General features: G+C 71.2%; 16 protein-coding genes and 1 pseudogene. 10 read left to right on the forward strand and 7 right to left on the reverse strand.

Features of this window, described 5'->3' with window-relative positions:
• Positions 1–230 (forward strand): annotated as a pseudogene (locus tag ACIQ5Y_RS38220) (hypothetical protein); the annotation flags it as partial.
• A gap of 53 nt (positions 231–283) precedes the next feature.
• Here ACIQ5Y_RS38220 and ACIQ5Y_RS38225 read toward each other — a convergent pair.
• Positions 284–844: a YbaK/EbsC family protein gene (locus ACIQ5Y_RS38225; protein ID WP_403891608.1), complete on the reverse strand. Its 561-nt coding sequence runs from the start codon at positions 842–844 to the stop codon at positions 284–286.
• A 156-nt stretch (positions 845–1,000) separates the two neighbouring features.
• Between ACIQ5Y_RS38225 and ACIQ5Y_RS38230 the strand changes: the two genes are divergently transcribed.
• Positions 1,001–1,627, forward strand: a complete 627-nt coding sequence (locus tag ACIQ5Y_RS38230; RefSeq protein ID WP_403891611.1) for a ScbR family autoregulator-binding transcription factor — start codon at positions 1,001–1,003, stop codon at positions 1,625–1,627.
• A gap of 97 nt (positions 1,628–1,724) precedes the next feature.
• Here ACIQ5Y_RS38230 and ACIQ5Y_RS38235 read toward each other — a convergent pair whose 3' ends face one another.
• The 3 genes from ACIQ5Y_RS38235 to ACIQ5Y_RS38245 are packed head-to-tail and all read right to left on the reverse strand — an operon-like array spanning position 1,725 to position 5,785.
• Positions 1,725–2,387 (reverse strand): response regulator, encoded by a 663-nt coding sequence (locus ACIQ5Y_RS38235; protein ID WP_403891614.1) that lies wholly within the window; start codon positions 2,385–2,387, stop codon positions 1,725–1,727.
• Position 2,388: 1 nt separating this feature from the next.
• Positions 2,389–3,567, reverse strand: a complete 1,179-nt coding sequence (locus tag ACIQ5Y_RS38240) for a sensor histidine kinase (RefSeq protein ID WP_403891617.1) — start codon at positions 3,565–3,567, stop codon at positions 2,389–2,391.
• Between the two features lie 4 nt (positions 3,568–3,571).
• Positions 3,572–5,785 carry an MMPL family transporter gene (locus ACIQ5Y_RS38245; RefSeq protein WP_403891620.1) on the reverse strand — a complete coding sequence of 738 codons (2,214 nt, stop codon included), beginning with the start codon at positions 5,783–5,785 and terminating at the stop codon, positions 3,572–3,574.
• Positions 5,786–5,968: 183 nt separating this feature from the next.
• Between ACIQ5Y_RS38245 and ACIQ5Y_RS38250 the strand changes: the two genes are divergently transcribed.
• The 6 genes from ACIQ5Y_RS38250 to ACIQ5Y_RS38275 all read left to right on the forward strand — a co-directional run bounded on the left by ACIQ5Y_RS38250 (position 5,969) and on the right by ACIQ5Y_RS38275 (position 11,110).
• The gene (locus tag ACIQ5Y_RS38250; protein WP_403891623.1) at positions 5,969–6,337 is read left to right on the forward strand and encodes a hypothetical protein; all 369 of its coding nucleotides are present in this window, start codon (positions 5,969–5,971) and stop codon (positions 6,335–6,337) included.
• A gap of 124 nt (positions 6,338–6,461) precedes the next feature.
• Positions 6,462–8,093 carry a serine/threonine-protein kinase gene (locus ACIQ5Y_RS38255; RefSeq protein ID WP_403891625.1) on the forward strand — a complete coding sequence of 544 codons (1,632 nt, stop codon included), beginning with the start codon at positions 6,462–6,464 and terminating at the stop codon, positions 8,091–8,093.
• Between the two features lie 123 nt (positions 8,094–8,216).
• Positions 8,217–8,729 carry a hypothetical protein gene (locus ACIQ5Y_RS38260; RefSeq protein ID WP_403891628.1) on the forward strand — a complete coding sequence of 171 codons (513 nt, stop codon included), beginning with the start codon at positions 8,217–8,219 and terminating at the stop codon, positions 8,727–8,729.
• Between the two features lie 178 nt (positions 8,730–8,907).
• The gene (locus ACIQ5Y_RS38265) at positions 8,908–9,303 is read left to right on the forward strand and encodes a GntR family transcriptional regulator (protein WP_403891631.1); all 396 of its coding nucleotides are present in this window, start codon (positions 8,908–8,910) and stop codon (positions 9,301–9,303) included.
• Positions 9,300–10,187: an ABC transporter ATP-binding protein gene (locus ACIQ5Y_RS38270; protein ID WP_403891633.1), complete on the forward strand. Its 888-nt coding sequence runs from the start codon at positions 9,300–9,302 to the stop codon at positions 10,185–10,187. The genes ACIQ5Y_RS38265 and ACIQ5Y_RS38270 overlap by 4 nt, the downstream gene beginning before the upstream one ends.
• Entirely contained in the window at positions 10,184–11,110 is a 927-nt protein-coding gene (locus ACIQ5Y_RS38275) for an ABC transporter permease (protein ID WP_403891636.1), read from the forward strand. Before ACIQ5Y_RS38270 ends, ACIQ5Y_RS38275 begins: the two co-directional genes overlap by 4 nt.
• 88 nt (positions 11,111–11,198) lie before the next feature.
• Here ACIQ5Y_RS38275 and ACIQ5Y_RS38280 read toward each other — a convergent pair whose 3' ends face one another.
• Entirely contained in the window at positions 11,199–12,722 is a 1,524-nt protein-coding gene (locus tag ACIQ5Y_RS38280; protein WP_403891639.1) for an MFS transporter, read from the reverse strand.
• A gap of 149 nt (positions 12,723–12,871) precedes the next feature.
• On the opposite strand from ACIQ5Y_RS38280, the gene ACIQ5Y_RS38285 reads away from it, so the two are divergent.
• Positions 12,872–13,627 carry a TetR/AcrR family transcriptional regulator gene (locus ACIQ5Y_RS38285; RefSeq protein ID WP_403891642.1) on the forward strand — a complete coding sequence of 252 codons (756 nt, stop codon included), beginning with the start codon at positions 12,872–12,874 and terminating at the stop codon, positions 13,625–13,627.
• A gap of 3 nt (positions 13,628–13,630) precedes the next feature.
• On the opposite strand, the gene ACIQ5Y_RS38290 is transcribed toward ACIQ5Y_RS38285, so the two are convergent.
• On the reverse strand, positions 13,631–14,281 hold the full coding sequence (locus ACIQ5Y_RS38290) for a TetR/AcrR family transcriptional regulator C-terminal domain-containing protein (protein WP_403891645.1): 651 nt from the start codon (positions 14,279–14,281) through the stop codon (positions 13,631–13,633).
• A gap of 71 nt (positions 14,282–14,352) precedes the next feature.
• Between ACIQ5Y_RS38290 and ACIQ5Y_RS38295 the strand changes: the two genes are divergently transcribed.
• Positions 14,353–15,759, forward strand: a complete 1,407-nt coding sequence (locus tag ACIQ5Y_RS38295; protein ID WP_403891648.1) for an FAD-dependent oxidoreductase — start codon at positions 14,353–14,355, stop codon at positions 15,757–15,759.
• Positions 15,760–15,763: 4 nt separating this feature from the next.
• On the opposite strand, the gene ACIQ5Y_RS38300 is transcribed toward ACIQ5Y_RS38295, so the two are convergent.
• A complete protein-coding gene (locus tag ACIQ5Y_RS38300; RefSeq protein WP_403891651.1) occupies positions 15,764–16,804 on the reverse strand; it encodes a vWA domain-containing protein in 1,041 nt (346 codons plus the stop codon).
• Positions 16,805–16,811 lie beyond the last annotated feature (7 nt).

Consider the following 16,811-nt stretch of genomic DNA (forward strand, 5'->3'; position numbering starts at 1 on the left):
CCCACAAGGGCGACATCCAGATCACCGACGCCATCCGAGGCGACCTCGAACTGCGCACCGAACACGGCCAGATCGCCGTCACCACCGCCCGCGGCGCCTCCGCCACCCTCGACGCCGACACCGCCTACGGCCGCATCCACAACTCCCTGCGCAACACCGAAGGCCCCAACGCCGGCCTCAACATCCACGCCACCACCGGCTACGGCAACATCACCGCCCGCAGCAACTGAACAACGGACGGGACGAGGCGAAGAGGTGACGGACCACGGATCCGGCGCCGCCGTCAGCCGCCGAGGGCGAGCCCCTCGATCACTTCCGCCCCCGGGAGCTCGGCGAAGAGCTTGCCGGGGGCGATGAGCTTGCCGCGCCGGCGACCGCTCCCGATCAGTACGTACGGCATGTCGACGACGGCCCGGTCCACCAGCAGCGGCCAGTCCGCCGGAAGGCCGATCGGAGTGATGCCGCCGTACTCCATGCCCGTGCGCTCCACGGCCGTGTCCATTGGCGCGAAGGACACCTTGCGCGCGCCGAGCCGCCTGCGCACCGCGCCGTTGACGTCGGCGCGGGCGCCCGAGGGGACCAGGCAGGCCGCGAGCGTGGTCTCGCCGCCCCGCTTCGCGGCGACGACCACGCAGTTCGCCGACTGGCCCAGCAGCTCCTGCCCGTAGTGCTCGACGAAGGCGGCCGTGTCGGCGACGGCGGGGTCGCTGTCCACGTAGACGATCTGCTCCGCGGGGACGCCGCCGCTCCAGGAGTGGATCGCGTCGGCCACCGGCCGGGTCAGGTCATCGAGGCATTCGGGGGCGGGACGGACTTGCTCGAACGGGCCGATGGGTGCGCGCATGCCGGCCATTCTGCCCCAGGAGGTCGGGAGTTCCGCCGCACGGTCTCCGCGAACAGCGGCGAGCACGCGTCGGTGTGTCTCGGCTGGTGGCGGTGGGGGGCCGAGGGTCGTAACGTAACGGGCGTTCTTTTTGTTTGCCGAGGAAGTTGAGGCGCGATGCAGGAACCGAAGCAGGAGCGCTCGGTCAGGACGCGGGACCAGATCCTCAGGGCGGCAGCGGAACTGCTCGAGGAACACGGGTACCGGGGCACCCGCATGAGGGAGGTGGCGCGGCTGGCCGGGGTCACGCTCGGGGCCGTCTACTTCCACTTCCCCGACAAGGAGGCGCTGGCCCGTGCCGTGATGAACGCGCAGCCCGAGACGGTCGTCCCGTATCTGGAGTCATCGGGCCTGCAGCGCCTGGTGGACATCACCCTGGTGTGGTCCTGGCGCCTTCGGACGGACCTGCTGCTGCGCGCCGGCGTCCAGCTGGCGGTGGAGCAGGGAGCCTTCGGAGTGCGGGACGCGACCTCGTTCACCGACTGGGAGAAGACCTTGGAGGCATGCCTGGTGGAGGCGTCGGCCAACGGCGAGCTGCGGGAGGGGGTCAACCCGGCGGAGGTGGCCGAGTTCATCGTCGGGACCTGTACCGGCACGCAGTTGCACTCGCAGCTGATGAGCGGGCGGGCGGACCTCACCGATCGCGTGGTCAGGATGTGGCGGCTGCTGCTTCCGGGTCTGGCGCTCGATGGTGTCGCGTCCACCATCGATCTCGACCCGCTGCGCGGGAAGGTCGAGGCGTGAGGGCGCCGAGACAGGTCAGGGTGGACTGCCTCCGCGCAGTGCAACAGCGGGTGGATGCCGGAGGTGTTGCCGTGATCAGGCCCATCACGTACGGCTGTCAGCCACGCTCCGGGCGGACCAGCAGGCCCCGATCCATGGCGGTCACCACGGCGTGCGTGCGGTCGCTGACGTCCAGCTTGGCGAAGACCCGCAACAGGTGGGTCTTGACCGTCGCCTCCGCGATGACCAGGCGCTTGCCGATGTCCGCGTTGGACAGTCCGTCGGCCACGGCGCCCAGCACGTCGAGTTCACGGGCCGTCAGCGCCACCGGGTCGGGCCGCCGCATCCTCGCCACCAGTCGCTCCGCCACCCGTGGTGCCAGCACCGTCTCGCCGCGGGCCGCCGCACGGATCGCGTCCACGAGCTGTTCGCGGGTGGTGTCCTTCAGCAGGTAGCCGATCGCCCCGGCCTCGACGGCCCGCTCGATCTCCACGTCGGTGTCGTACGTGGTGAGGATGAGCACCCGGGTCTCGGTCGGGCCGGCGACGATCTCGGAGGTGGCCGCCACCCCGTCCATGACGGGCATCCGCAGGTCGATCAGGGCCACGTCGGGGCGCAGGGCCGCGACGAGCTCCACGGCCTCCCGCCCGTTGCCGGCCTCGCCCACGACGGCGATACCGGGCTCGGGGGCCAGGAGGGCGACGACACCGGCGCGCATCACCGTGTGGTCGTCCACCACGATGATCCGGATCCTGTCGTCGGCCGGGGGCGTCGTCCGCATTTCAAAGCCGTCCGTTCGTGTGGATGGTGGCGAGGACGCGGGTGCCGTCCCCGAGCGAGCTGGTCACCGTGAGCTCGCCGTCGAGCTCGGCGAGCCGCTTGCGCATGCCGTCGAGCCCGAAGCCGCGGGAGTCCTCGACGACGAAGCCGCGCCCGTCGTCGGTGATCTCCAGCTCGATGGCGTGCGGGTGCCGGGTCAGGACCACGCCCACCGTGGTGGCAGCGGCGTGCTTGCGCACGTTCGCCAGCGACTCCTGGGTGCAGCGCAGCAGGGCGATCCGGGTCTGCTGGTCGCATTCCACGTCCGCCGGCAGCTCCGCCTCGACGGCCAGCCCGGTGTCCTGGGCGAACCGGTCCAGGGTCCGGCGCAGGGTCACCGCGACCGAACCGGGGGCCAGGCCGCTCTGCGGGGCGGAGCCCACCAGCACCCGGGCCTCTGCGAAGTTCTCGCGGGCGGTCCGTTCGATGGAGACCAACTGCCGCGTGGCCCGCTCCGGATCGCAGGCCACGGCCGAACGGGCGGCCTCCGCCAGCACGATGATGGAGGCGAAGCCCTGCGCCAGGGTGTCGTGGATCTCCCGGGCCATCCGCTCCCGCTCGTCCGCCGCGCCCTGCCGCCGGTGCGCCTCGGCCAGCCGGGCCTGCGCGTCCTCCAGTTCCGCGCCCAGCCGCCCGGCCCGGGCGTCGCCGTCCGCCACGAGCCGGTGAATCAACAGGCCGGTCAGGACCGAGGCCGCGTAGCCGATGATGATGAAGACGATGTTGCCCGTGATGGACTCGCCACCCCGCAGGCCGGTGCCGACGACCGTGCCCGCCGCGGCCACCCCGCTGAGGACGATCGAGGCGCGGACGCCTACGTCGAAGAGCCAGAACTGCGGGAGGGAGACGATGAAGAGGGCCGCCCCGCCGCCCGGCAGGCCCCCCATGGCGCTCAGCCCGAGGGCGAGCAGGGCCAGGTAGCCGTGGGGCCGCAGGAGGCGGTTGTCCGGAGAACGCCGTAGGAGGGTGTGACAGGCGGCGAGGACCGTCAGCAGGGCCAGGGCCACCCACTTGGGTGCTCCCGAGTCGTTCTGCAGCCCGATGACCGAGGGGACCAGACCCAGGAGCACCCATGCCGTGGTGTACCAGCCGTGGAGCCTGTCTACGGTCAACCGGGCGGAGGACTGCGACCGTTCGCTCATGTGATCAGCCTACGGTCGCCGGCCGGCGTTCCGTCGGGGTCCCGGACGGCACCGGGCGCACGCCGCGCGACGGCCACCAGTTCCACTCGCCCAGCAGCAGCATCAGCGAGGGCAGGATCAGGATGCGGATCACGAAGGCGTCCAGCAGGACGGCCGCGGCGAGGGCGAAGCCGATCTGCTTCATCTCGATCAGGTGCAGTGCGGCGAAGCTCGCGAAGACGGTGACCATGACCACGGCGGCGCTGGTGACCACCCCGGCGGAGCTGCCGATGCCGTCGAGGACCGCCTGGCGGGTCGGGGTGCCGTTCACGGCGGCCTCCCGGATCCGGCTGATCACGAAGACCTGGTAGTCCATCGAGAGCCCGAAGAGGATCACGAAGAGGAAGAGCGGAACCCGCGCCCCGATGGAGCCGGTGGAGTCGAAGGCGAGGATCCCCTTGGCCCATTCGCTCTGGAAGACGAGCACCAGCAGGCCGAGCGAGGCGAAGGCGGACAGCAGGTTGAGGACGATGCCGATCAGGCCCAGGACGACGGATCGGAAGGCCCACACGGTCATCCCGAAGGTGACGAGCAGCAGCGCGCCGATGATCAGGGGGAGCTTCTGCTTCTGGTGCGTCGGGTAGTCGGCGTTGCGGGCGACGTCGCCGGTGACGGCGGTCTCGGCGCCGGTCAGCCTGCCCGCGGTCGCGGGGAGCAGCTCCGTACGCAGCTTCTTCAGGGAGGCGTGGGCCTCGGTGCTGCCGACGGGGTGGGCGACCGCCATCTCCAGCATGGTGATCCGGCCGTCGGGCGAGGTGCGCAGGAACGGCTTTCCGCCGACAGCGGGGTCCTCGGCGGTGGCGCGGTCCGCGAGCTCGGTGAGGGCGGCGGCCACGTCACCGCGGCGGTCGGCGTCCGCCTTCACCAGCACCTGGTGCATCGAGTGGAGTTCGGGGTAGGCCGCCATCGCCCGGTCGTATGTCCGCATGGCGCCGATGGCGCGGGAGTGGGTGTCGCGGCCCATCTCGGTGAGGTTCAGGTTCAGTACGGGCAGCGCGAGGGCGACCATCGCGAGGGCGGCCACGGCCAGGGTGGCGACGGGGTGCTTCGTGGTGGGCCGCAGCACGGCCGCGGTGATTCGGCCGGCGCCCGTCTTCGGCCGCTTGACGCGAGGGTTGCGGCCCTTGGCGGCGACGCGGGCCTCCTTGCGGGCCCGGCGGCGGTCGGCGCGCTCGCCGAGCTTGGCCAGCAGGGCGGGCAGCACGGTCAGCGAGCTGAGGACGGCGACCAGGGTGACGACGATGGCGCCGGTGGCGATGGAGGAGAAGATCACGTCGTCGGCGAGGAACAGGGTGGCGCTGGAGACGGCCACGGCCAGCCCCGAGACGACGACGGCGCGGCCCGAGGTGGCGGCGGCCAGTTCGACGACCGCCCGCGGGGTGAGACGGCCGCCCGCCCGGGCCCGCTCCTCACGCTCCCGCTTGAGGTAGAAGAGGGTGTAGTCCACACCGACGGCCAGGCCGATCAGCAGGATCACGTTGGTGCCGACGCCCGCGTCCGGGAAGACGTGCGAGGCGAGCATCGACAGGCCGACCGCGGCGACGATCGAGGAGAGCGCCAGCAGCAGAGGAACGATCGCCATCGCGATCGAACTGAAGACGACCAGCAGGGTGATCAGTGTGACGGGGAGCGCGATGACCTCCGTACGGGCCAGGTCGTCGCCGCGGAGCGCGTCGACGCCCTTGCTGATCGAGGGGGATCCGACCTCCTCCACCCACAGCCCCGGATGGGCCTCCTGGACGGCCGCGGTCTGCGCGAGGAGCGCGTCCACGTGCTTCTTCGCGTCGAACTCGGCGCCCTTCATGGTGACGTCCACGCGCAGCGCCGAACCGTCGGAGGCGGGCACCGGGGCGCCCACCGAGGCGACTTCCGCAAGCGCGGCCATCCGCGCTCCGATGTCGCGGGCGGCGGCCTCGGCCAGGGCCGTGTCGAAGGAGCCGGCGCCGGGCCTGGCATGGATCAACACCCGCTCCACGGGCCTCTGCTGGAGGCCGCCCTCGGCGGCGATGGCCTCGGCACGCCCCGCCTCGCCGATGCGGAAGTCCTTGCTGGTGGCGGGATTCGCGCCGATCGCGATGCCCGCCCCCAAGCAGAGAACCACGAAGAGGAGCCAGCCGGTGATCGCGCGCCAAGGATTGCGGGCGCTCCATCGGGCCATCCGTACGGTGGGGTTCGTCATGACGAACATGCTGGTCGCGGCGGGGGTCGCGGGGACAGGCTCGACCGGTTGAACCCCGTGTCCACCGACCGGTGGACCCCCGTCGTGGTGCCCGAGCGGAAGCCCCCGGGGCTTTCTTGAACGTGTTCAGAACTTATGGCAGCATGACGGTCGTCAGAGTCCGCGACCGGAGGTCAGCGCGCCATGGGCATAGCCTTTTTCCTCTTCCTCCTCGTCGGCCTCGTGGTTGCCGCCACGTTCCTCCTCATCGGCCTCGTGGTTGCCGTCACGCCGGGCGTGGTCGTCGGCTACGCCTTCGTCGCGATGAGCCGCCGGCTGTCGCTCGGGGTCAGGATCCCGGCGCTGCTGGTCGTCGCGGCGGGTACCGGCGCGCTGTGGACGGCTGCGATGGGCGCCATCCACTCCTGGGGGGTCATCGCGATCGGCCTGACGTCCCTCGCGACCCTCGCCTCGGGAGCCGCGTTCCTCGGGCTCGAAGCCGCCAAGCGCCGCGTACGCCGGTACCCCCACCCGCAGTGGCCCGGCTGGTACCCGCCCGCAGCGCACCGGTAAACCCGCAGGTCGGCGCCTACCCTCCCCGAAAGACCGCCCTCCCCGCCCGCCGCATAAAGTGACGTCTGATCAGCCCATCGGCTGATCAGGGGGATCAGGGGATCAGGGTTCGGGGGAGAGACCGATGAGCAGCGCGACCCAGGTGTTCCAGCCACTGCACCCGGACGATCCGACCGCCATGGCCGGCTACCGACTCGCGGCCAGGATCGGTGCGGGCGGCATGGGCCGGGTCTACCTGTCGCACACCCAGGGCGGCCGCCCGGTCGCCATCAAGGTGGTCCGCCCGGAACTGGCCGAGGACCCCGATTTCCGGCGCCGGTTCCGCCGGGAGGTGGAAGCGGCCAGGCGGGTACGGGGGGCCTACACCGCCGAGTTGATCGACGCCGACGCGGAGGGGACCCCGCCCTGGCTGGCCACCCTGTACGTGCCCGGTCCCGCGCTGTCCGAGGCCGTCTCCCGGCGCGGACCGCTGCCGGTCCCCGCGGTGCTGTGGCTGATGGCGGGAGTGGCGGAGGCCCTGCAGGTCATCCACGCCGCGGGCGTCGTCCACCGCGACCTGAAGCCCTCGAACGTACTCCTGGCCGCCGACGGCCCCCGCGTCATCGACTTCGGCATCTCCCTCGCCTCCGGCACCACCGCCTCCACCGCCCTGGGCAACGCCATCGGCACGCCCCAGTACATGGCCCCCGAACAGGCGGAAGCCGGCGAGGTCACGGCCGCCACCGACATCTTCGCCCTCGGCCAGACCGCGGCGTTCGCGGCGCTGGGCGAACCGCTCTACGGCTCCGGACCCGGGGTCAGCGTGCTGTTCCGCATCGTGCACTCCGCCCCCGACCTGTCCCGGCTGCCGGAGGAACTGCGCCCGGTCATCGCCCGCTGCCTGGCCGCGGACCCGGAGGAACGGGCCACCCCGGCGGAGATCGTGGCATGGTGTCGGCGCCACCTGCCCGGTGACGCCGATGACGGCCCCGCCGTCTGGCGGGAGTTCGCGGGCCCCGAGGTCTCCGTCCCGGCCCCGATCCCGAACCCGACCGTGCAGCACACCTTCCCGCTGGTCTGGCGCCCGCCACTGGAACCCGAACCGCACGGCCGGCTTCCCCGCGGGCGGCGCCGTACGGCACTGATCGCCGCGGCCGCGGTGACGGCGGGGGCCCTGCTCGTGACGGGCCTGATCTGGGCGGTCAAGGGAACGGCGGGCCTGCGGGACGCGGAAGCGTCCAAGTCGAAGCAGCGCACGTCGGCCGCGTCCACGGCCGCGCCCAAGTCCGCGTCGACCGGCCCGGCGACCGGCCCGGCGACCGGCTCGGCGGCCGGCGCCGCCCCCGCGCCGCAGGCCTCCACCCCGGCACCGAGCACGCCCGCGCCGTCCAAGCCGCCGGCTCCCGTCCCCTACGCCGCCGTGCAGCTGGAACAGGACAACTCGGTCGCCATCAAGGAACCGGTGGAGCGTGCGGACCGGACCGGTGACCTCCGCCTGAAGTGCGAGTACAGCCTCTGCGACCTGGAGAGCGACACGAGCGTGATCACCATGCTGCGCGGCAAGGAGAGCGGCAGCCTCGACACGTGCCGGACCGCCCTCCAACATGCCGACAGGAAAGAGGCCGCGCTCTCCGTGGCAGCGGCCGGCAGTCAGTTCTGCATCAAACACCCCTCGGGGGACATCGCGTTGTTCGTGCTCCAGCTCAAGCAGATCATCGCGATGAGTGACGGGCCGCATTGGGTGACCGGCGACCTGACCATCTGGCGCGCCGCCTGACGCGCCGTGCGCCCGGCGCCGGCCGTCTCGCGATCCGGGCCTGTCGGCACGCGCTGTTAGGGTGGCATGCGCCCGTCAAGGGCGGGCCTTTTCAGCCACTGACACACCAACGGGGTTCGATACGTGAAGCTTCGCCATGTCCGCGCAATCGCCGTCTTCGGCATCGCCATCGTCGCCCTCACCGGAGCCCGCGGCTCCCACGGCGGCAGCTGCGGCGGCAGCCACGGCTCCAGCAGCTCCAGCCACAGCTCCAGCGGCGGTTCCAGCGGCGGCAGCCACGACAGCAACAACAGCAGCACCACCTCCGGCGGTACCTCGGTCACCGGCGGCTCCAGCAGCAGCAACAAGGCCGAGCGCGACATCCGCATCGACGCGTGCAAGCTGGACGCCACCGGCAAGAACCTGGTCGCCAAGCTCACCGTCACCAACAGCGGTTCGCTGGACTACACCTACAACATCACCATGAAGTTCCGCGGCAGCGCGGGCTCGACCGCGACCCCCGCCACGGCCATGGTCGCGAACCTCAAGGTCAAGGCGGGCGCCTCCCAGCAGGCCGAGGCCACGACGCCGTACATCGGCAAGGGCGACGGCAGCGAGTACAAGGAGTGCGTCGTCTCCACCGCGTCGCGGAGCTGACCCGTCCCGCCCTCCGGGGCTGAGTTCCGGGCAGTACGCATCGAAGCAACGGGCCCCCACGAACGTGGGGGCCCGTTCGCGTGTGCCGGGACGGTAGGAGACCTGTGGTCGCTTGACATCAACCCCACCCCTGCACCACCCTTTCACTACTTACCTAGTGAAAGGGTGGTGCAGGTTCGTGCTGGAATACCGGATCGACCGGCGTAGTGGCATCGCCACGTACCTGCAGATCGTCCAGCAGACCAAACAGGCCCTGCGCCTGGGCCTGCTGGAACCCGGCGACAAACTGCCGACCGCGCGCGAGGTCGTGGAAGCCACAGCCATCAACCCCAACACCGTCCTCAAGGCCTACCGCGAGCTGGAACGCGAAGGGCTCGTCGAGGCGAAGCGGGGCCTGGGCACCTTCATCCGGAAGTCCCTGGGCAGCGGAACCGCCCCGGCCGACTCCCCGCTGGGCGCCGAACTCGCCGACTGGGCGCGGCGCGCCCGCGACTCCGGGCTGGAACGGGACGACGTGGCCGCGCTTTTCACATCCGTACTGGAACGACACTTCAAGGGGGACGGCGCCGCATGACGCCAACCGTGATCGAGGCGGAAGGCCTCGGCCTTCGCTACGGACGCAAGGGAGGATGGGCGCTGCGCGACTGCTCCTTCAGGCTCCCCGAAGGCCGGGTGTGCGCCCTCGTCGGCCCGAACGGAGCGGGGAAGTCGACCCTGCTGATGCTCGCGGCCGGGCTCGTGCTCCCCACGGAGGGCACCCTGCGCACCGTGCCGCGCGAGAACCTGGCCTACGTGGGCCAGGACAAGCCCCTCTACCCGCAGCTCACCATCGGCGAGACCCTGCGCCTGGGCCAGGAGCTCAACCCCGGCCACTGGGACGCCGGGGCGGCGCAGCGGATCGTCGACGCCGGGGCGCTCGACCCGCACACCAAGGTCCGTACGCTCTCCGGAGGCCAGCGCACCCGCGTCGCCCTGGCCCTGGCCCTCGGCAAGCGCCCCGGCCTGCTCCTCCTCGACGAGCCGATGGCCGACCTCGACCCGCTCGCCCGGCACCAGCTCATGGGCACGCTGATGGCCGACGCCGCCGACAACGGCACCACGGTGGTGATGTCCTCGCACATCCTCACCGAGCTGGAGGGCGCCTGCGACCACCTCCTCCTCGCCGACGGCGGCCGGATCCGCCTCTCCGGCCCCATCGACGACATCGGCGCGGCCCACCGGCTGCTCACCGGGCCCGTCACCGCCTCCGCCGAACTCGCCGCGCACACCGTCGTCGAGTCCCGTACGACGGGCCGCCAGCTCACCGCACTCGTGCGGCTGCGGGGCCCCGTCGACAGCGGGACCTGGCAGACGACGTACCCCTCCCTGGAGGAGCTCTTGCTCGCCCACCTGCGTTCCCCCGACGCCCCGCCGTTCACCGCCGAGGACGCCCCGGCCACCACGGGGGTGCGGGCATGAGCGCGCTCACCCTGAAGGGCCCGTACTGGGCCACGGTCCGCCAGCACCGGCGCGCACTGTGGACCGTGCCCGCCGTCGTGGTGGCCGGCCTCGCCGCGGTGCTCGCCCTGCGCGCGTTGGCCTCGGACCCCTCCTCCGACGCGATCCCGTACGCGAACCACGGGTGGCGCGTGCTGGGGCTGTTCATGGACTACGCGGGCATGGGCCTGCTGTTCCTGCCGCTGCTGGTCGGGGCCTTCGTGGCCGGCCCGATGACCGCCCGGGAGCTGGAGAGCGGCACGTGGCGGCTCGCCCTCACCCAGTCGTCCACTCCCAGGGCCTGGCTGGGGGCGAAGGTCCTCGTCGCGGCGCTGGTGTCGGCCCTGGGGTCGGCCGCGCTGGTGCTCGTCTACCGCATCGGCTGGTCCCGGGTGTCCAGCACCTACCAGCTCACCTGGTTCGACCGGGGCACCTACGAGGCCACCGGCCCGGTGCTGACCGCCTACTGCCTGCTCGGCGTCGCCGTCGGAGCCGTCGTCGGACAGCTCGTGCGGCGCACCGTCGCCGCCATGGCGGCCGGGGGGTTCCTCACCGGACTCGTGCTGTTCGCGCTCAGCTCCCTGCGGTGGTCGCTCCTGCCCACACAGAGCAACACCATCCCCTTCTCCGGCCACATGTCACAACTGGTGCCGTCCAATTCTTTGATGACGGACTGGGGGCTCGTCACCTCCTCGGGCGCGCGCCTGCCCGAGACGGCCTGCTTCGAGCGCACCCAGCGCTTCAACGACTGCCCGGCCGACCTGAACGTCACCAGCCGGTACGCGGAGTTCCACCCGGCCTCGCACTACTGGCCGACGCAGCTCATCGAAACCTCCATCGTGCTGGTCCTGGCCGCCGCCGCCCTCTACGCCGCCTTCCGGCTCGTACGGGTCCGCCGCGGCTGACGGCCCCCACCGGCCACCCGGAAAACGGCCGAGGCCGGCACCCCCGAAGGGGTGCCGGCCTCACGCCGTGGACCAGTGTGCAGGGAGGTCAGGCGGCCGTCACGACCTCCTCCTTGGGGGCGGCCCCCTCGGCCGGGGCCCCTTCCTTTCCGCCCCGCATGACCACCATGGCCAGCAGCGCCGCGGCCAGGACACCGATCGCGCTGACGGTGAGCGTGGTGGACATCGAGGCGGTGAAGGCCTCCTTCGCGGCCTGGACCAGACCCGCGTCGCCCTGGGCGACGGCCAGCGCGCCGCCGATCGACTGCTTGGCCTGCTCAGGGGAGCCGGCCGGCATCTCCGCGGAGAAGGTGCTGGTGAGCAGCGAGCCGAGGATGGCGATGCCGAGTGCGGTGCCGGCCTGCTGGATGGTGTCGTTCAGCGCGGAGCCGACGCCCGCCTTGTCGGCCGGGATGGTCCCCATCAGGGCGCCCACCGCGGCCGGCATGGCCAGACCTGCGCCGAGGCCGAGCAGACCCAGGGAGACCGCCGGGACGGTGAAGCCGCCGTCCGCGTCGACGGTGGTCAGCAGGCCGAAGGAGGCCGCCATCAGGATCATCCCGGCCAGGATCAGCCACCGGTGGCCGACCTTGGCGGTGAGCTTCGCACCGACCCCGTTGCCGATCAGCGCGGCCACGGCCAGCGGGGTGAAGGCCAGACCGGCCTTGACCGGGGAGTACCCCAGCACCGACTGGAGGTACTGCGTGAGGACCAGGAGCAGACCGCCGTTGCCGATCTGGACCAGGGCCAGCGCGACCGAACCGCCGGTGAAGTTGCGGTGCTTGAAGAGGACCAGCGGGACCATCGGCGAGGCGGTGGTGTTCTCCCAGACCACGAAGCCGACCAGCGAGACGACGGCGACGGTGAGGGTGACCAGCCCGCGGCCCTGGAAGGCGCCGTGCTGCGGGATCTCGATGATCCACCAGACCAGGGCGGTCATGCCGACGGCGGAGAGGACGGCGCCCAGCGGGTCGGGCTTCTGCCAGGGGGCCTTGGACTCGGGCATCAGCAGCAGACCGGCCGCCACGGCCAGGATGACGACGGGCACGTTGATGAAGAAGATCGAGTGCCAGGAGAAGCGGTCGATCAGGACACCGCCGAGGACCGGGCTGCCGACCAGGCCGAGCATCGACACCGAGCCCCAGGCCGCCATCGCCTTCGGGCGCTCCTCCTCGTCGAAGACCGTGATCAGGATCGACAGGGTGGACGGCATGATCAGCGCGCCGCCGATGCCCATGGCCGTGCGGACGGCTATGACCTCGCCCGGGGTGGTGCAGTACACCGCGGCCAGGGACGCCGCCCCGAAGAGCAGCAGACCGATGATCATCACCTTCCGGCGGCCGAACCGGTCACCGAGGCTTCCCGAGGTCAGCAGCAGACCGGCGAAGACCAGTACGTAGGAGTCGAGGATCCACTGGATCTGCTGGGGGCTCGCCCCGATCGACTCGGTCATGGCCGGCACGGCGACGGTCAGCGCCATGCTGTCGACCACCAGGACCAGCGTGCTGAGGCAGAGCACGATCAGGATCCACCAGCGGTGCGGACTGCGGGCCTCGGCCCCTGTGACTGTCATCGGTCTTCCCTCTCCTCTTGCGCACACTGTTCCGACTGGTGCGCACACTGTTCCGGGCGTTGCGAACACCGTACGCCCATGCGCACACTGTTCGCAACCCTTGAACCCTGTACGCTGGATGCGCACGCCGTACGCAAAGGAGCGAGCCCATGGCCGCCGAGATGAAGCCGCAGTCCGTTCCCTCCGTCTGGACCCGCCGCCCGCGTGAGGCGGAACAGCCCGCGCTGTCCCGGGACGCGATCGTCCGGGAGGCGATCGTGATGCTGGACGCCGAGGGCATCGAGGCCCTGAGCATGCGGAAGCTGGCCGCCCGGCTGAACGCCGGAGCGACCTCCCTGTACCGCCATGTCGCCACCAAGGACGAGCTGATGGAGCTCGCCGTGGACGAGGTCTTCGGGGAGCTGGACGTGCCGTCGGCCGGCTCCGCCGACTGGCGGACGGCGGCCGCCGGGGCCGCCGAAGCGTTCCGTGCGACTGCCCTGAGCCACCCGTGGCTGTCCTCGGTACTGGGCCAGGCCGGCCTGGCCTACCTCGGCCCCAACCTGATGTCGTACTCCAGCCGGCTGGCGGCCCTGTTCGTCGAGGCGGGATTCCCCGAACCCCCGCGGGCGATCGAGACCCTGCTCGCGTACGTGATCGGCATGAGCACCACCGAAGCGGCATGGCTGACCACGGTGGCCCGGTCCGGGGAGACGGAGGCCGGTTTCATCACCCGCCTCATGCCCGCCGCCCAGCAGGCCGCCGAGGGCCACGACGTCCTCACCGAGTCCTACGCGGCCGCCGCGACCGCGGTGTCGAAATCCGACCCGGCCGCCATGCGCGACGCCAAGTTCGCCTACGGCCTGGAGGTCGTGCTCGACGGCCTGGCCCTGCGCCTCCCGGCCGGCACCCCGCCCGCGGAGTAGGGCTCACCCCATCCGGTAGCGGGCCTCGATGCCCGCGATCACGAGCGCCAGACCCTCCTCGAACCCCTCGTCGTAGTTCTGGAAGAGGTCCGCTCCGGCGGCCGCGGCCAGCGGGAATCCGTCCATGCGGGCGGCGCGCTCGTCGACGTCGTACCCCTCCCTGCGGTCACCGGGGAGGGGCTCGACACCCTGCTCCTCGGTGACGAACCCGAGGGTGAAGAAGTACGCGGTCGTCGTGGCCCGCACCGCCTGCGGCAGCGTGAAGCCCGCCTCCGTGAACGCCCGCAGGTTCTCCTCCATCTGCACCGCGTGCTCGGTGCCCGTGAAACGGGTGCCGCTGAAGACCTTCGCGCCGTCGCGGTAGCCGAGCAGCGCCGCGCGCAGACCGCGGTTGCCGGCCGTGAGCCGTTCCTGCCAGGTGGCGTCCGCCGCGAGGTCCGAGCCCGCGACCATCCTGCGGTACATCTCGGTGGCCATCTCGTCGAGCAGTTCCTGCTTGCCCTGGAAATGCCAGTACAGGGCCGGTGCCTGCACCTGAAGGTCCTTCGCGATCGCCCGCAGCGTCAGGCCGTCGAGGCCCACCTCGTTGAGCAGCCGCAGCGCCGCGTCCACGACCTGCTTCTTGTCCAGTCTGGGAGATCTCCGCGCCGTCACGCTTGACAGCTTAACACCGTTAAGTGCATCCTCCCGGAGGCGCAGCTTAACAACGTTAAGGAGAAGCGGACATGATCATCGAACGAGACGTACTCATCGTCGGCGCGGGTCCCACCGGCCTCACGCTCGCGGTGGACCTGGCCCGCCGCGGAGTGCGCGCCCTCGTCGTGGAGCGGGCCGACGGCCTCTTCCCCGGCTCCCGCGGCAAGGGCATCCAGCCCCGCACCCAGGAGGTCTTCGACGACCTGGGCGTGGGCGAGGCGATCCGGGCGGCCGGCGGCCCCTACCCGGTCGGCGCGATCTGGCAGGACGGCCAGTGCGTCGGCGAGCACCGGATGTTCGACGAGTCCGACGAGGGCAGCGAGGACTCCCCCTACCGCGAGCCCTGGATGGTGCCCCAGTGGCGCACTCAGGAGATCCTCGCCGCCCGCCTCGCGGAACTGGGCGGCGAAATCGCCTTCGGCCGCGAACTGGTGACCCTGGATCAGGACGAGGACGGTGTGACCGCCGGCTTCACCTCGGGCCCGCCGGTCCGCGCCCGCTACGCCGTCGCCGCCGACGGCGGCCGCTCCACCGTCCGCCGCATGCTCGGCATCGCCATGACCGGCGAGACCGTCGACCCGAACCCGATGCTCGTCGCCGACGTCCGCATCGACAACCTCGACCGCGACAACTGGCACATCTTCCCGCCCGCCGGCGACACCGGCTTCCTCGCGATCTGCCCCCTCGCCGGCACGGAGGACTTCCAACTGGTGGCCCAGTTCCCCCAGGGCACCACCATCGACCCCTCCCTCACCACGATCCGCGAGGTGGTGGCGGCCCGCTCCCACCTCTCGCCCGACGACGTGACCGCCATGAGCTGGGCCTCGGACTTCCGCCCCAGGGCCGCCCTGGCCGACCGCTTCCGCGAGGGCCGCGTCTTCCTCGCCGGAGACGCCGCGCACGTCCACTCGCCCGCCGGCGGCCAGGGACTCAACACCAGCGTCCAGGACGCCTACAACCTCGGCTGGAAGCTCGACGCCGTACTGAACGGCCAGGCATCCGAGTCGCTCCTCGACACCTACGAGGAGGAGCGCCTGCCCATCGCCGCCGACATGCTGGGCCTCTCCACCCGGATCCACCGGGGCGAAGCCCGCCGCGGCGCGGCCACGCAGCAGCTGCACCTCAATTACCGAGGCTCCTCACTCGCCGTGGAAACCCGCACGGACCTTCCCGAAGGAGCCCTGCGCGCAGGCGACCGAGCCCCGGACGGATCCGCCGCCACCCGCCTCTTCGACGAGTTCCGCGGCCCGCACTGGACCCTCCTGGCCATCGGACCCGCCGCCTCGGCCGACCTCCCCCCGCTGCACACCGTCCGCCTCCCCGCCTACGAGCCCTACGGCAACGGCCTCTTCCTCATCCGCCCCGACGGCTACATCGGCTGGGCCGGCGACTCCCCGGCCGACATCACCCCGTACCTCGCCCACACCGGCCTCTGAGGCCTCAGATCATCAGCAGCAGCCGCGTGTTCGGCACCAGCTTCCGGTTCACGCTGGTGCTCTGCACGAAGATCGTGAAGTCGTCGTTGTGGTCCGGCTTGACGCGAGCCTCCGCATCCGGAAGCCCGAGCAGGGCACGGGCCTCCGGCCCCGTGTACACCCGGTCCGTCTTCTTCTCCAGCACCGCGATCTGCTTCCGCGCCTGGATCTTCTCGGACTTGCTCAGCTGATAGAAAGCACAGCCGGTGCGATAAGTGTGACCGCATTCGATGACCCATTCGCGTATCGAGGCATCGCGGGCGACCGGAATCAGCTGGTATTGCGACGGCTTCACGGCGGTGAGGCCGGCCGCCTTGATGGTGTCCTTGTTGACCGCGTCCGCGCCGGTGGAGAAAACCGCCCGCGATCCCCGGATTCCCTGGCTGCGGCCCACCATGAATTTCTCGGTGGCCTGCCGAATGACCTGCCCCGCCTCTTCCAGACCCTGTGTGCTCGTGGCGTCCCAGATGGCGATGTTGTCCTTCGGGAAGCCGCACTGCATGGCCTCGCGCTTGCCCATCTGGTCCGGCACGAGGACCGCCAGGGTCCAGTTGTCCTCCTGCGTCTCGAACATCTTGGCCACGGCCTGCACCAGCTGGCGCGGATCCCTGCTGAAGGCCTCCGGGCTGCGATGACTCGCGTTCTCCTGCCCGTCGGTCAGCACGAACGTCAGGAAGCTGTGGTCACCGTACAGTTGCGCCGTCTGCGCCAGCTCCCGCTGCGACTTCAGCGTGGCCGCCAGCAGGGCCGTCATCCCGCCGGCGCGGTACAGCTGCTTCAGGGACGGCATGCGCAGCACGTCCTTGTCGTAGATGACGCATTCCACGTTCTCCGCGAAGACGTACACCGTCACGCGGGTTTCCTGGTCCAATTCCTGTGACCGGCGGGCCAGATAGGCGATCTGCTGATCCGCCACCTCGATGACCTTGCCGCTCAGGTGCGACATGGACGAACTGGCATCCAGTACGAGAGCAACGTGATTGATGTAATTCTGGTTTCCGGACATGGCGGCT

This window comes from Streptomyces sp. NPDC096339 (genome assembly GCF_044762985.1).
Lineage (GTDB): Bacteria > Actinomycetota > Actinomycetes > Streptomycetales > Streptomycetaceae > Streptomyces.

Excerpts from the sequence above, each read along its gene's own strand:
- ACIQ5Y_RS38275 (WP_403891636.1), top strand. The coding sequence starts at position 10,184 with ATGAGCGCGCTCACCCTGAAGGGCCCGTACTGGGCCACGGTCCGCCAG.
- ACIQ5Y_RS38230 (WP_403891611.1), top strand. The coding sequence starts at position 1,001 with ATGCAGGAACCGAAGCAGGAGCGCTCGGTCAGGACGCGGGACCAGATC.
- ACIQ5Y_RS38250 (WP_403891623.1), top strand. The coding sequence starts at position 5,969 with ATGGGCATAGCCTTTTTCCTCTTCCTCCTCGTCGGCCTCGTGGTTGCC.
- ACIQ5Y_RS38300 (WP_403891651.1), bottom strand. The coding sequence starts at position 16,804 with ATGTCCGGAAACCAGAATTACATCAATCACGTTGCTCTCGTACTGGAT.
- ACIQ5Y_RS38245 (WP_403891620.1), bottom strand. The coding sequence starts at position 5,785 with ATGACGAACCCCACCGTACGGATGGCCCGATGGAGCGCCCGCAATCCT.
- ACIQ5Y_RS38295 (WP_403891648.1), top strand. The coding sequence starts at position 14,353 with ATGATCATCGAACGAGACGTACTCATCGTCGGCGCGGGTCCCACCGGC.
- ACIQ5Y_RS38285 (WP_403891642.1), top strand. The coding sequence starts at position 12,872 with ATGGCCGCCGAGATGAAGCCGCAGTCCGTTCCCTCCGTCTGGACCCGC.
- ACIQ5Y_RS38235 (WP_403891614.1), bottom strand. The coding sequence starts at position 2,387 with ATGCGGACGACGCCCCCGGCCGACGACAGGATCCGGATCATCGTGGTG.
- ACIQ5Y_RS38225 (WP_403891608.1), bottom strand. The coding sequence starts at position 844 with ATGCGCGCACCCATCGGCCCGTTCGAGCAAGTCCGTCCCGCCCCCGAA.
- ACIQ5Y_RS38255 (WP_403891625.1), top strand. The coding sequence starts at position 6,462 with ATGAGCAGCGCGACCCAGGTGTTCCAGCCACTGCACCCGGACGATCCG.
- ACIQ5Y_RS38270 (WP_403891633.1), top strand. The coding sequence starts at position 9,300 with ATGACGCCAACCGTGATCGAGGCGGAAGGCCTCGGCCTTCGCTACGGA.
- ACIQ5Y_RS38280 (WP_403891639.1), bottom strand. The coding sequence starts at position 12,722 with ATGACAGTCACAGGGGCCGAGGCCCGCAGTCCGCACCGCTGGTGGATC.
- ACIQ5Y_RS38240 (WP_403891617.1), bottom strand. The coding sequence starts at position 3,567 with ATGAGCGAACGGTCGCAGTCCTCCGCCCGGTTGACCGTAGACAGGCTC.